Annotated in this window: 12 protein-coding genes and 1 pseudogene; 8 read left to right on the top strand and 5 right to left on the bottom strand. The window is 41.9% G+C overall.

What is annotated here, in order from left to right:
- Positions 1 to 13: 13 nt before the first annotated feature.
- Together IKB69_RS03940 and IKB69_RS03935 are read right to left on the bottom strand one after the other, a co-directional pair.
- Positions 14 to 994 carry a hypothetical protein gene (locus IKB69_RS03940; protein ID WP_290946302.1) on the bottom strand — a complete coding sequence of 327 codons (981 nt, stop codon included), beginning with the start codon at positions 992 to 994 and terminating at the stop codon, positions 14 to 16.
- Between the two features lie 28 nt (positions 995 to 1,022).
- Complete coding sequence (locus IKB69_RS03935; protein ID WP_290946300.1) at positions 1,023 to 3,683, bottom strand: DNA translocase FtsK; 2,661 nt, start codon at positions 3,681 to 3,683, stop codon at positions 1,023 to 1,025.
- Between the two features lie 165 nt (positions 3,684 to 3,848).
- Here IKB69_RS03935 and IKB69_RS03930 point away from each other — a divergent pair, with 165 nt between their 5' ends.
- The 7 genes from IKB69_RS03930 to IKB69_RS03895 all read left to right on the top strand — a co-directional run bounded on the left by IKB69_RS03930 (position 3,849) and on the right by IKB69_RS03895 (position 11,396).
- Positions 3,849 to 5,312, top strand: a complete 1,464-nt coding sequence (locus IKB69_RS03930; protein WP_290946298.1) for a hypothetical protein — start codon at positions 3,849 to 3,851, stop codon at positions 5,310 to 5,312.
- A gap of 96 nt (positions 5,313 to 5,408) precedes the next feature.
- Positions 5,409 to 6,269: a signal peptide peptidase SppA gene (gene sppA, locus IKB69_RS03925; RefSeq protein ID WP_290946296.1), complete on the top strand. Its 861-nt coding sequence runs from the start codon at positions 5,409 to 5,411 to the stop codon at positions 6,267 to 6,269.
- Positions 6,266 to 7,093, top strand: a complete 828-nt coding sequence (purU, locus tag IKB69_RS03920) for a formyltetrahydrofolate deformylase (protein ID WP_290946295.1) — start codon at positions 6,266 to 6,268, stop codon at positions 7,091 to 7,093. Before sppA ends, purU begins: the two co-directional genes overlap by 4 nt.
- A 52-nt stretch (positions 7,094 to 7,145) precedes the next feature.
- Positions 7,146 to 8,420 (top strand): UDP-N-acetylglucosamine 1-carboxyvinyltransferase, encoded by a 1,275-nt coding sequence (murA, locus tag IKB69_RS03915; RefSeq protein ID WP_290946293.1) that lies wholly within the window; start codon positions 7,146 to 7,148, stop codon positions 8,418 to 8,420.
- Between the two features lie 154 nt (positions 8,421 to 8,574).
- Positions 8,575 to 9,078, top strand: coding sequence for a Rieske 2Fe-2S domain-containing protein (locus IKB69_RS03910; RefSeq protein ID WP_290946291.1), 504 nt, complete (start codon positions 8,575 to 8,577; stop codon positions 9,076 to 9,078).
- A 9-nt stretch (positions 9,079 to 9,087) separates the two neighbouring features.
- Entirely contained in the window at positions 9,088 to 10,371 is a 1,284-nt protein-coding gene (locus IKB69_RS03905) for a cytochrome bc complex cytochrome b subunit (protein WP_290946289.1), read from the top strand.
- On the top strand, positions 10,368 to 11,396 hold the full coding sequence (locus IKB69_RS03895) for a c-type cytochrome (protein WP_363240195.1): 1,029 nt from the start codon (positions 10,368 to 10,370) through the stop codon (positions 11,394 to 11,396). Before IKB69_RS03905 ends, IKB69_RS03895 begins: the two co-directional genes overlap by 4 nt.
- A gap of 569 nt (positions 11,397 to 11,965) precedes the next feature.
- Here the strand turns inward: IKB69_RS03895 and IKB69_RS03890 are convergent.
- From IKB69_RS03890 to IKB69_RS03880, 3 genes are read right to left on the bottom strand one after another with little or no spacing between them, the layout of a single operon-like run.
- Complete coding sequence (locus IKB69_RS03890) at positions 11,966 to 12,874, bottom strand: bifunctional riboflavin kinase/FAD synthetase (RefSeq protein ID WP_290946287.1); 909 nt, start codon at positions 12,872 to 12,874, stop codon at positions 11,966 to 11,968.
- Positions 12,831 to 13,604: a TlyA family RNA methyltransferase gene (locus tag IKB69_RS03885; protein WP_290946286.1), complete on the bottom strand. Its 774-nt coding sequence runs from the start codon at positions 13,602 to 13,604 to the stop codon at positions 12,831 to 12,833. Before IKB69_RS03885 ends, IKB69_RS03890 begins: the two co-directional genes overlap by 44 nt.
- Positions 13,605 to 13,611: 7 nt before the next feature.
- Positions 13,612 to 14,127 (bottom strand): hypothetical protein, encoded by a 516-nt coding sequence (locus tag IKB69_RS03880; protein ID WP_290946285.1) that lies wholly within the window; start codon positions 14,125 to 14,127, stop codon positions 13,612 to 13,614.
- Between the two features lie 75 nt (positions 14,128 to 14,202).
- On the opposite strand from IKB69_RS03880, the pseudogene IKB69_RS03875 reads away from it, so the two are divergent.
- Positions 14,203 to 14,594 (top strand): annotated as a pseudogene (locus IKB69_RS03875) (aspartate carbamoyltransferase); the annotation flags it as partial.

The raw sequence follows: 14,594 nt of genomic DNA, 5'->3' as shown, positions 1-14,594 counted from the left end.
TAGCCCTAGATTTTTACAAAGACAGCACGGGATTATGTAGCCACTCCCCAAGAGATAGGGATTTATGAGTATTTGCATCATTATGTCTTAGCTCATACACTACACCATTATTTTCGCCCAAAATCATAGCCAGCACTCCATCAACCAATGGTTCAAGGTTCTGTGCTTTTTCCCCAACATCACTTAGCAAAGCGATGTATATTACAAAAGCCTTCATAGACTGCAAAGATCGGGCTAGATTTGCGTGCTGCTGCTGGTAGGCTTGTGTGTCTAGCTCCTTGTCTTGGGCTAGCTTCGTGATAATTGTGCGTGCTAAATCCTTAGGCTCTAGGGATAGCTTGGCACTTTTAAATAGCACGAGTGTTTGTGTTAAGAGCTTTTGACTATCTTCTTCATAAGCCTTAATCATTGAAGAAAGCACATCGCTAAAATGCGCAGGAGGAAGCTCTAGCATAGCACCAATCTCAGCTTGCATACCCCACGCAAAGCTATAAGATAGATTCTCTCCCTTAGCAAGACAAGTAGCAGTAGTATCCATCGTATCCACATCTTGTGCTTGCTCACTTTTGCCAAGCACTCCGCTAATGCTACAATCAAGTGATTTTGGCAGTAATACATCAGAGAAATCCATATCTTGTGCTAGCACGCCAAAAAGCAGTGTCAAAAGCTCTTCTCCAGCAAATGACATTTTCTCACTCACTATGCGCACACTTCCTTGATTTTTCGTAAATTGCCCCACCTCTAAGCGCACATTTTCTAGCTTCACATCTTTAAAGCCTACGCCAGAAGACTTGCAGACTATTTGCTTAAGACCACTGCAACTAAATGGCTCATAGGAAAAATTTGGCACAGATTCTTGTAGCACTTGCAACCGGGCATTAATACTATCTTCTATGTTACCTTTAAGTCTATGGCTCATTACAAAGAGTAACACAAGCAGTACTACTATCACCACCCCACCAAATCCTAAAATCCCTATAAACACCCTTTTCATATCTATCCTTTACAAGTAGATTCTAGCACTAGCCAATAATCTCGCGCGCGCCCTTTGTATTAGGCGCAGATAAAAAGCCCTGCTTCTCCAGCTCTTCTACAAGACTTGCGGCTTTGTTGTAGCCTATGCCAAGCCTGCGCTGAAGATTGCTAATAGAGGTCTTGCCATCAAGTTTCATTGCCCTTTTAGCTTCTGCAAGCAAGTCGCTCCCATCACCATCACCACTCTCACTCTCCGCATGAAGCGCACCGGGGTCTGCTAAAAAGCTAGAATCATACTGCACTTCTCTTTGCTCGCGGATAAAATCAACAATGGACTCTATCTCATCTTCACTCGCCCAAGGTGCGTGCAAGCGTAATACACCACCGCCACCACCAAGGGAAAATAGCATATCGCCCTGCCCTAGTAGATTCTGCGCACCTTCAGCGTCTAAAATCACGCGAGAGTCCATTCTTGAGCCTACTTTATAGGCAATCTTTGCTGGGAGATTGGTTTTAATAAGTCCTGTTACGACATCGACACTTGGTCGTTGTGTAGCCACGATTAAATGCAAGCCCGCCGCCCTACCCATCTGTGCTATGCGAATGATCGAACTCTCTGCCTCTTTCCCACCTGTCATCATAAGATCTGCTAGCTCATCAATAATAATAACAATAAAGGGCAAAATCTCTCCCCCTTCACTCCTAGCTTTAGCATTGTAGCCATCAATGGTTTTTGTCTTAATAGCTTTCATCATCTCATACCTGCGCTCCATTTCCCTAGCAACATTATTAAGCGCGATAATCGCCTTTTTAGCATCGGTAATGATGGGGGTTAGTAGATGCGGGATTTCTTCATAGAGACTAAACTCTACTTTCTTAGGATCAACCATTATTAAGCGTAAATTGTCCGGAGAATTGCGGTAGAGCAGAGATAAAATCATCGCATTGAGCCCCACACTTTTCCCACTCCCTGTTGTCCCTGCTATGAGCAAGTGTGGAAGCTTCTGTAAGTCTGTAACAAATGGATTCCCCACAATATCCTTACCAAGCCCAAGCACAAGTAGCGAAGAAGAGCTTTTAAACACTTCACTCTCTAAAATCTCGCGCAAATAAATCATCTCTTTTTGTGAGTTTGGCACTTCAATCCCTACAACATCTTTCTCCGGTATGGGGGCTTGGATGCGAATTGAGCGCGCACTTAGTGCCATAGCAAGATCATCGCTTAAGTTTTGGATTCTGCTGACTTTGACATTAGGAGCTGGGCGAAACTCAAAGGTCGTAACCACAGGACCAGAGTAGATCCTAACCACATCACCATCGATTTTAAATACCTTAAGCTTAGTTAGGAGATTTTGGATCTTTTGATCAATCTCACCTTCTTCAAAGCTCACTTTCTTATCCTGTGCGGGCTGCAAGAGTGTCGTAGGAGGTAAGGTGTAGTCCTTAGGACACGCTAGCTCGCCACGATCTAAGCTCTCTAAATACTGCGCACTAGATTCTAGACTTTTTGCTATGGTGGGTTGCATTTTTTGGCTTAAAGCAGAGCTAGATTCTAAGTCTGGTATAGAGACAAGTTTAGAGTCCAGCTCTGGCAAGGAAGCTTGGGCTTGTTCCCCTAAACTTTCATCACTCCCAGCTTTAGAATCTAGGCTAGATTCTAAAGAGTTAGATTCTAGGCTATGCTGTCTTGCTATATGTGCCACTGTATTAGAATCTAGTGCGATACGATCAATGGCAGGAGAGTCGATGGTAGGAGAACTTGCCACTTCATCAAAGCTAGATTCTAAGCTAGCTGGCTTAGAATCTAGCTGACTTAGTCGTTGAGAATCAATGATCTTTGTATAGTAGGTGGGGGCTTCTTGCGGAAACACTTCTTGCTCGTATGCCTTAGCTCGAGATATTGCTCGACCTACATCAATGCGTAGTACTTCAGTGTTTTTATCTGCTTGTTGCCTATCCACAAGTCGCACCATCGTCTTATAGCGTGCTTCATCTTGCTCTTTTACACGGTTTTCTCGCTCTTCATTATGATAAAGCACGACTACTTCTTTTTCATCAAACTCCAGCTCTTCTCTACACTCTTGGCTAGAATCTAGCGTATTTGCCTGTGGATATGGCTGGATAGTAGGCTTGTAGCTTTGATGTGGCTGTGCAATGGAGTTAGATCCTACTTGAGACTGCTCTTTTGCGCTAAAATCCCTATCAAACTGCTTGATTGATGGAGAAGCAAAAACCTTTTCTAACCACGAAGCTAAAGCACAGTAGTAGCCCTTAGCCCTATACACAATGCGAGGAGCAAGATAGCTATATGCTTCCTTTGCGTTGCGCACAAGATAGAGAGCAAGCGCCACTATGACATTTTGTAAAGACTTTTGCACAGCGATAACCTGCATGGGTAAAAGCAAAAGCACGCCAACATAAAAGCAGCCAATCACCAAGATCCACACCCCAAATATACCAAAGCTTGGCATGATTTTTGTGATGAGAATCTCACCTAAAAGCCCTTTGTCAAGCCAGAGTGATTGCAGTAATAGTACTCCTAGGCTTATAAGTAGTACTGCTATGATGATCTTCACGCGTCTTGCACTAAGTGCGGAGTCTTTATAGAGCGCGTAAGCAGGGTATAAAAAAAATAGCAAATACACATAGCCCAAATAGCCAAACCATGAGAGATTAAGTAACGCAAACGCTCGCCCCATTTTACCCATACTGCCACTCTCGCCAAAAATAGTCGCCAAAGTTAGGATAAGAAACAGCGCGCACCAGGCGCATAAGATGTAGATTTTTTTAATGGTCTATCCCTTTTAAGCAAATTTTTTTTAAAGATATTATAGCATAACACACAAAGACTTCATTTTGCCAAGGGGGTGTAAATGCACGGGAGAATCAGCCGTTATTCTATGGCAACAGGATCTGGTGTTGTTACCAATTATTCTAAAAAAATCTTTGAGCTACGCAAGGAGCATTGGCACGATCGCAAACTTTTGCCCGCGGCGGGAATGTATGTAGAATTTAGACTTGATGAAAGTGGGCATATCGTAGATGCACACAGCTCTGCATACCAAGAATTTGGCACAGATTCACTTATTAAAGAAATGGATTTTTGGAAGACAGATACCGATGAAGAGTTGCGCACAAAAGAAACAGACCTACGCAATCAAATCGCAGAAAATATCTTTAAGCAGACAAACTACCTAGAGATGAAAACTATCGAAGCATCTGTATCTGTGGAGGACTGTTTGAAAGAATACTTCACCCCAGAATCTAACTCCATTAAATTCTCACTTGCAGACATAGAAGAAATTGCCCCAGAAAACCAACTCAACTACCTAATCGTGCGCCGATTTCTCTCAAAAGCTATGGACTATCTAGTATATTGCGACAAAAACATCACACCAGATGTGTTTGCTAGCGACTTACAAAAAGTCAACAACCTAGAATATTCCTACAAAGCCCTAATCCAAAGCACAAATCTAAAGCCAGAATCTATCTACCAAGATATGTTTTTAGAAAAACAGCTCCACTACCGTGGTGCGATCAAGGCAATTTTGGGTATTAAAGATAAGACTATCCAGCTACGCAATAAGGCAAAATTTTGTATGAATGAAGTGCGTAAGCTTAGGAATCAAATGGAGCTTAACAAAAAGGACTCCACACTCCCAGCCAAGATTGAGACACAAAAGACCATTATGGCAAAGACAGAAGAAGAAGTCAAAATCCTAACAAGTTGCCAAGAACGGCTGGAAACAATCACCAAAAACTTTAGAGAAAACTACTTGAATGAGTTTAGCGAGACATTTCACAAAATGCACAATGACCTAGTCGATCAAACGCGCGAAGCACTCAACCTTGTCGCTACAGCACTTGATAACAAAATGTGGAAAATCGGTATGGCTTCTACTTCTGTACATAATAACTTTTTCAAGCACGATATTAATAACCCTTACTGCACGATGACTTTTTATGGGCAGTATCTCAAGCGACTTGATAAAAACAAGCTCGCTGATAACGAAAAAACCGGCTACAACTACTTCCATAAATACAAAAAGCAACATGAAAAGCTCTTCTTAATCTACACCACCAACCAAAAGCTTGAAATGTATCTAAAGCTTCAAATAATGTCCGCCTCTAAAGAATATAGTGTCGTAATCGCTAAGACTGATGGAGAATTTCTCTCACATATCAACTCTCAATCATTTGAGTTAGGCTATATCGACCCATTTATCCGTGGTAATCCAAAGCAGCTTGTTGAAGATGCCAAAACTTCTAAACACAACAAAACCACCCGTTTTGTTGTCATCTCACAAAAACAAGCCCAGATTCTAGCAAACAAATAGTCTCATGCGCGCACGAGCTAGAATCTAGCCTATAAACTCATATCATTGAATTTGACTAAATATTTGGCGCGCTTAGTTTAATTAAGGATCACCTAAATGATAAAAAAACTTTTTTCACCTATTGTTGCCGTGTTTGAGTGTATCACTAAATACTTCAAAGCCTTTGTGTTTTTGCTTATTGTAATAATACTGCTACTTAACATAAAAGAGCCCACTAAGCACCCAAATCTCGCTAGAATCCACCTTAAAGGCGCAATTATGGACTCTAGTATGCTACGCGCACAAATCGAAGATCTACACAATTACCCCAGCTTGCAAGGTGTGCTACTAGTGATCGACTCTCCGGGCGGAGCAGTTGGAGCAAGCGTAGAGATGGCTGACCTTATCCAAGAGCTTGCTAGCACAATGCCTGTTGTCGTGCATACAGAGGGCGTTATGGCAAGTGGGGCATACTATGCAGGAGCTTATGCAAGTAGAATCTATGCTAATCGTGGCGCACTTATTGGTAGCATCGGTGTGTTATTTAGCGGTGTAAATATCAAAGAACTGCTCAAAAAAATCGGCTATGAGCCAAATATCATCGCTGCTGGCGAATATAAAGAAGTGGGTGCATATTACCGAGACTGGACACAAAAAGAGCGCACTTATATAGAAAACCTTATCCAAGAAGAATATCAAACTTTCATTATTGATGTCGCAAAAGCACGAAATTTGGAACTAAAGGATTCTAACGAGTTTGCGCAAGGAAAGATATTTAATGCCGCTAAAGCCAAAGAACTAGGACTCATAGATGATGTGCTATCCCGCAATCAAGCCATAGAAAAACTCAAAGAACTATCCAAAGTAGAAGATGTGATATGGCTACAAAAAAGCTCGTGGCAAAGTTATATCGACACACTTGTAGAATCTAGTGTTAATAGAGTTCTAAGTGCAATGTTGGGAATAGGCTTGCGATGAAGCATATGCTACTTATTAGCACCAAAGATAGAAGTGGTCTTATCTATCAAGTTTCTAGGATTTTACACGAAGCTGGACTTAATATTGAGAAAAATGATGAGTTTGTCGATAGAGATACAATGCTGTTTTTTATGCGCACACAAATTGCTGGCGCACTAGATTCTAGGGAAATCTTGCTCTCTTTGAGCAAAGCTCTTGGCGACAAAGCATGTATTACATTAAAGCCTGTTGCGAAAAAATCCCTAATCATTCTTGCCACCAAAGAAAACCACTGCCTAGGTGATTTGCTTCTGCGTTATGAGAGTGGCGAGCTAGGTGCCCGCATTCAAGCAGTCATCGCCAATCACAATGATCTAGAAACCCTTGTTCGTCGCTTTGATATACCATTTTACTGCGTGGAGTCTGGCAACGATAGAGAAGTACACGAGCAAGCACTTAGTGCCATCATTGATCGCTACCACCCAGATGTAATCGCCCTTGCCAAATATATGAGAATTCTCTCCCCAGCATTTGTAGCGCGCTATCAAGGACAGATGATCAATATCCACCATAGCTTTCTTCCCGCGTTTATCGGTGCTAACCCCTACAAGCAAGCCTATGAAAGAGGGGTAAAAATCATTGGTGCAACGGCGCATTTTGTTACCCAAGAGCTTGATGAAGGACCAATCATCACACAAGATATTATTAAAATCGACCACACATATAGCTGGCAGGATATGCAAAAAGCAGGGCGCAATATTGAAAAAAATGTTTTTGCCCACGCACTTGATCTCATCTTACACGATCGAGTGTTTATCAATGGCAACAAAACCATTGTATTTTAGATTCTGTAATGGTTTAGTCAAAACCTAGCACATACCAACACAAAGGGATCTTATGGATTATTTACACATTATTGGGGGTACTAAGCTACGCGGGCAAGTGCAAATCTCTGGAGCAAAAAACGCCGCGCTCCCCCTGCTCTCTGCCGCACTTTTATCTAACACCCCTATGAAAATCGACAATCTCCCAAATGTCGCTGATGTCAAAACTCTAGCGAAGCTTTTGGAACATTTGGGTGCTATAGTTAGCTGGGATAGTGCGCATAGTGTGGAGATTGATGCAAGCCACATTATCCACACTAAGGCAATTTATGACATTGTGCGCAAAATGCGTGCCTCAATTCTTGTGCTTGGACCTCTGCTTGCGCGCTGTGGGCATTGTGAAGTAAGTTTGCCTGGCGGCTGTGCTATTGGCGCGCGCCCAGTGGATCTCCACATAGCTGCTATGGAAAAAATGGGCGCGCAAACCACTATCCAAGGGGGCTATATAGTGGCTAGTGCTCCAAATGGGCTGAAAGGCGCACAAATTGTATTTGACAAAATCACCGTAACAGGCTGTGAAAATGTCATTATGGCGGCTGCTCTTGCTAAAGGGCGCACGCAAATTATCAATGCAGCTAGAGAACCTGAAGTAGTTCAGCTGTGCGAAGTACTTATGCGAGCAGGCGTGGAAATCCAAGGCGTAGGCTCTTCAGTGCTAGAAATCCAAGGCACAGATAGAGAGCTGCTTAGATTTCAGCCCTTTTCTGTCATACCAGATAGGATTGAAGCGGGTACTTATCTGTGCGCTGCTGCAATCACAAATAGCCACATACATTTAACCAACGCTAATCCAGTACACCTTGAAGCTGTGCTTGAAAAACTACGACAAATTGGCTTCACACTAGAATCTACTAGCGATTCTGTAAGCATTTTCCCAGCAACTAAACGACAAGGCTTTGAAATCATCACCACAGAGCACCCCGGCTTCCCTACTGATATGCAAGCGCAGTTTATGAGCTTGGCGACTCAATGCCATGGCACAAGTGTCATACAAGAGCGACTCTTTGAAAACCGCTTTATGCACGCAAGCGAGCTTCAACGACTTGGATCAAACATCACACTTAAGGGCAACACTGCCACTATCATTGGTAACGATGAGCAAAATCCACTTGTAGGCGCAGATGTAATGGCAACAGACTTACGCGCTTCTTCAGCTTTGGTGCTTGCTGGGCTTGTAGCGCAAAATAGCACAAATGTGCACAGAATCTATCACCTTGATCGTGGCTATGAGTCTCTGGAGCAAAAGCTTAGCACACTCGGAGCAAATATCACTCGTCAAAAAGAATAAATGCAATCCCCCCCTTAGAAAAAAGTATCTATAAACTTAGCGAAAAATATTGTAAATCTGCATTTTATTTAAAAATTATTTAACCAAAGATTAAAGTAAAATTTAAGTGTTTAGCGTTACAATCGGCATTTCAAAAAGTCAAAAAGGAGAGAGTATGGCTGAAGTCAAAAGACGCGATTTCTTAGGCTTGACGCTTGGTGGTGTCGCCACTGTCGGTGGTATTGCCTCCCTAATCGCTATGAAGAAGACTTGGGATCCATTGCCAAGTGTTGTCTCTGCTGGATTTACGACAGTTGATCTAGGCGTTTTGCAAGAAGGAGAATTTGCCCAAGTGGAGTGGAGAGGTAAGCCTGTATTTATCATAAGAAAATCTAGTGGCGATGAATTTAATGATCGCCGAGATTTTAAGGTTGGCGATAAGGTCTATACGCTTGGCTTGCAAGTTTGCACGCATTTAGGTTGTATCCCACTATACAAGTCAAGCGAGAAAGAATTTCTCTGTCCGTGCCACGGCGGTAAATTTACTATCGATGGCATCAATGTCGAAGGCACACCACCTCCACGCCCATTTGACATTCCACCTTTCAAGGTAGAAGGTATGACCCTAACGCTGGGTGAGGCTGGGGAAGAATACAACAAAATGATCGCGCTGGCATAAGGAGAGAAAATGGCAGAAATTAAAAAAGCAGATGGACTTGTTGATTGGTTTGATCAACGACTTGGTGTGAAAAAGTTTCTCCAGGTAATGATGACAGAATACTGGATTCCAAAGAATATCAACTTTCTTTGGGCAATGGGTGTGTTGCTTCTTACGCTATTTACGCTACTTGTAGTAAGCGGTTTGTTTTTGCTGATGTATTACAAGCCTGATGTCAATATGGCATTTTATAGTGTAAACTACACGATTATGCAAGAAGTCGATTATGGTTGGCTGTGGAGACATATCCACGCCGTTGCTGCTAGTATGATATTTGTGATTATTTATATCCATATGTTTGTGGCTATCTATTATGGCTCTTATAAAAAAGGGCGCGAGATGGTGTGGATTGGTGGCATGTTGCTTTTTGTAGTGTTTTCCGCAGAAGCATTTAGTGGCTACATGCTTCCGTGGGGGCAGATGAGCTATTGGGCAGCAACCGTTATCACCAATCTTTTCGGCGGTATCCCTTTTATAGGTGATGATGTAGTTGAGTGGATTCGAGGTAATTACATTGTGGCTGATGCGACCTTGACAAGATTTTTTATGTTACATGTTGTTTTGCTCCCTGTTGTTATTATGCTTCTTATTGCATTCCACTTTTATTCTCTCCGCTTTCCGCATGTAAATAACCAAAATGGTGAAGAAATAGATTTCGAAGCAGAAGCGAAGAAATACCAAGAAGGCAAGAAAAAAGAAGCCAAGGTAATTCCATTTTGGCCAGTGTTTATGTCTAAAGATATTTTTGTGGCTTGTGCGTTTATGGCGCTATTTTTCTATCTTGTATGCTATCACTTCGACTTTGCTATGGATCCGGTAAATTTCGATCCAGCAGACTCCCTTAAAACTCCACCACATATTTATCCAGAGTGGTATTTCCTATGGAGTTATGAAGTATTGCGTGGCTTTTTCTTTGATGTTGGTCCAATTAAAGCCGCTGACATTGGTCTTGTAGCATTTGGTGTGGCACAAGTAGTGTTTTTGCTTCTCCCTTGGCTTGATAGAAGCCCTGTTGTGCGCCCAGCCCATCAACGCAAAGGATATTTTGTATGGTTTTGGTCGCTTATAGTTGTGCTTATCGTGCTTACTGTGTATGGCAAGCTACCACCAGAGGGTGTTAATACCTACATTGGCTTTATTGCTTCTATTGCATTTTTGCTTCTTATCTTTGTTGCGCTTCCACTTATTACAATCAACGAGCGCAAAAATTCAGGCTGCTGTGGTGGTTGCAATAATGCAGGAGGTGCAAAATGAGAGAGCTGAAAATCCTAGCAATCCTAGTCATTGTCGTGGGTGTGATATATTGGGGTGTAGAGCCTTTGGCACATAGTATTATGCACCCCAAAGTTGCCGATACACAATATGACTATATTAAAGCAAATGCTGATGATGTAGCAGAACTAAAAGCTATAATCGCAAACCTTGAAACAGAGCTTCAAAGTGCGCGCAATGCAAATAATGCGATTGATATCGAGCGTTTGGAGAAAGAGCTTACCAAAAATCAATCCTATCTCGCTGGGCTTGAAAATTTCTGGAAGGAAATAGACCTGAGTAAAGGCAATGCGCAAGCTGGGCAAGCTCTTGTAGAGCAATGTCTCGCCTGCCATACTATTGACTCCCAAAAACTCGCTCGTTCTAGCGGGCAAAGCGATACCGATGTATCTGCTGCTTATGGTGTAACACCCCCTGACTTGTCCAATATCGCTGCCGTATTTGACCACACTTACTTGGCACATTTCTTAAAAGATCCAGTGTTAGCATCAAAACTTTGGCATAAAGATGGGCTTGCCTACCCTATGCCACCCTACTCATATCTTAGCGATCAGGAAATTGCAGATATTATTGCATACTTCACATCAATTGCGCCAAAGTCTCTAAATGACAAACAAGTGTTTGAGCAGGCGTGTGTGCGTTGCCATAGTGTAAGCTATGATAATCTTGCAAGCACAAGCGATCCGCAGGATCTTAAGCGATACCTTGGGGCAAAAGTCCCAGATCTTTCGATGATGATTCGATCTCGTGGAGAGCACTACCTAAGTAACTTTATCAATGATCCCCAAAGACTCTTGCCACAAACTGCAATGCCTAGGGTTGGTGTTACAGAGCAAGCAGAAAAACAAATTGTCGCATACCTAGACTCTGTGGGAGATAGCAAAAAACACGAGCGTAATGCACTTGGATTTAAGATTATTGTATTCTTCCTTGTTATGACAGTTCTTGCATACCTATGGAAGCGTAAAATATGGAGTGATCTCCACCAGCATATACTCGCTGCATAGTGCAGCGAACTATCTCAAGCACAAATTCGCACGTTGTAGCCCACCGATCACGCATACGCCTAAATCCAAGCTAGAATCTAGCAAGAGCTATTTTCTATATAAACTGCAAGACAATCTCAAGCCACACAGCCAATCTGACAAAATCAAAAATATCTAAATACACATTTTCGAAATCTTGCTTACTTTAAGTTGTTTTTTGATTAGAATACTCATTCTAGTTCAATACAAAGGAGTTTTATGTAATTTATCAGGCACATCTTTTTACCACTCACGCCTAGTTTTTTAATTAAAAACCACATTTGGTATTTACCTTGAGGTGGTTTGGTATTTATTTTGCCAGATATTCGAATAGCATTATTGTCATCTTGACAATAAATTGCTTTTCTTTTGTTTGCCACACTTGTTTGGGATGAAATGCACGATACAATTATAGGAAACTACGATATTTTACCACTCTGAGCTATGCTTGTTATTAAATTTTTTATCAAAATGTATGATATTTGCTTTTTGCAATTCCTGTTGGGGTGCTTGAGATTCTTATAATACAAGAGAATTCGTTTAATGTCTTTTTATAACCCCCACTCCCAAATTTCCTGCACCTGTTTAATATCGCACTCTATTTGAGTCTTAAGCTCTTGGAGTGAGGTAAAGTGGCGATTTTCTCGGATTTTTTTATACATCTGTATTGTCAATCGATTTGGCACCTGCGTAATTTCACTATTAATAATGTGGCTCTCTATCGCATACATTCCATCTGTGCTAACACGATGTCCAAAGAAGCTCACAGCCATTTTTCCATTTACGCGCGTAGCATACACGCCACTTGCTGGCAAGATATAGCCTTGGGTACGGATGTTTATTGTGGGAAAAAGCTCCTTGCTCGCTATCCCCTGCCCACATATCACCTCACCTACTATCGTATAATACCAGCCCAACATTGCATTAGCTAGGTTTATATCTCCGTGTCTCACAAAATCTTTAATCACGCTTGCGTGTAAAGGTATTTCACCATAGCAGACTTTGGGGACAATGAGTACCTGTGTCTCCTGTCTTTGAGCTACCTGCTTAAGCTTACACAAATACCGCAAATCGTCCGCCCCACAGAGTCGATCTCTACCAAAGCGAAAATCATACCCCACGATAATTGTCTCCAAACTTGACAAAGATTCTAGTAGCGTAATGACAAACTCCTCCCCACTCATATGTGCCACGCTTGCAAACTCTACAAAATAGGCATTTGGCAAGCGATCAAGCCGATCTTGTAGTGAAGTAAGGAATCCCTGATTCTGCACGCTTGGATTTTGACTAGTTAGATTCTGCTCAATTGCTTTATCGATAATTAGCACTGCACCACGATTGCCTAGCAACTCTAGCAATTTCCTATGCCCTAAGTGTATCCCATCAAACTTCCCAATCGCCAGACTTGTAATCTGCTTAGGCGCAAGACTCTCTGCAAGCATAGATGAAAAACTCTGCATTGCCTTCCTTTCCTTTCACACTAGATTCTACCACCAAACGCACAGAAAATCTGCGTGCGCAAATAGTTGCGATACACTCTTGCAATGCACTTTGGGCTGCATTTTGATCTTGCACCACTCCTCTTTTGCTTCGTTTAATCCCTCTACCCACTTCAAACTGTGGCTTAAAAAGCACGATAAGATCACCACTTAGCCTACATAAATCATCAATAATATGCCTGATACTAATAAAGCTCACATCACACACCACCACATCAAAATACCTATCAAACTTACGCGCAAATACTCGTATATCACACTGTTCAAACACCTCTACGCGAGAATCTTTAGCAATTAGTGGGTGTAGCTGATTGCTTCCTACATCAACACAGCAAATATGCTTAACCCCGTAGCGGAGCAATACTTGGCTAAATCCACCCCTAGCAGCCCCCACATCAATGGCATTCTTCCAAGATCTAGCGACTCCTTGTCGCCTACATTCTTCCAAAAACCCTTGTAGTTTCCTCCCAGCCCGAGAGACAAACTCCTCTCCACTCACTTCAATAACCAACTTAGATTCTAGCCCATCTGCTATCCCATCCCTACTCTCTAAACTAGAATCTCTAATCTCAAATGATGGCTTTTTCACTACTTTGCCGCCAAGCATAACTCTGCCAGCCCTAATCGCCTCTTGTGCCTTTTGTCTAGAATCAAATTTTCCTATGTCTACCAAATACCTATCAAACCGCATAAATCCCCTATAATGCCTGAAATGGTATGACTTTAAAGCTATAATCAAGCCTTTCTTCGTGCTCATCTACAGCGATACGCAAAAGCATTTTATCTGCATCAATAAGTGTAGATTTCGCAAATGCCACAAGATAGCAGTTTGACCATTTATTAATGGGGCGCAACACTTCATCATACTCATCTTTATTAAGCAAACGGATATATTGTGGATCTAACCACGATTTGCGATCGCGTGTAGCGAGATTGATGCGCAATCGCTTAAAAATAATAGGCTCTTGGCTTGGTGCATAAATCTCTATAAAAAAATATTCCAAATTCTTATAATATGTCCGCTCAATATCATTCAAGTAAGTTGCAAATACAACCAAGTCAATTTTATCATTACGAATTATTTGAAATTTTCTTGTAGCCTGAATTTTCCTTTCTTCTAATAATTCTGGGCGATAGCCTTTCTCAAAGTAATTTGTGCAAGACACAAAGGTAAAAGCAAACACCAAAACCAGCCCTGCTCTCCAAATCCCCAAAAGCAATCCTTTAACTTTTCTTGTGAAAAAAAACGCTATGATTATATCCATTTTTACCAAATACCAAGGAAGCCTATGCGCCACCTTATAGAGACAAGCGACTTATCTATAGATGAGATTGAGTACATCTTGTGTAAAGCCACGCAGTTTCTCCCTATGCTGGATTCTACAACTTTAGATGCTAGCAAGAGACCAGCGCAAAGCCTAGCGCATACTAATATCATCACCATATTTTTTGAAAACTCCACGCGCACTCTAAGTAGCTTTGAATGCGCGGTAAAAAACCTTGGCGGCTCTATCACAAGACTTGATGTCTCGCGATCTTCAACTTCAAAGGGTGAGACGATTTCTGATACAGCGGCAAATCTCAATGCTATGTCGCCACACGCTATCATTATCCGCCATCAAAGCTCTGGTGCACCTGTGCATCTTACTAAATCAGTTTCTTGCCCTATCATTAATGGTGG

Origin of the sequence: Helicobacter sp. (assembly GCF_017502485.1) — a bacterium.
Taxonomy (GTDB): Bacteria; Campylobacterota; Campylobacteria; order Campylobacterales; family Helicobacteraceae; genus Helicobacter_B.
This window is presented reverse-complemented; position numbering and strand designations above follow the sequence as displayed.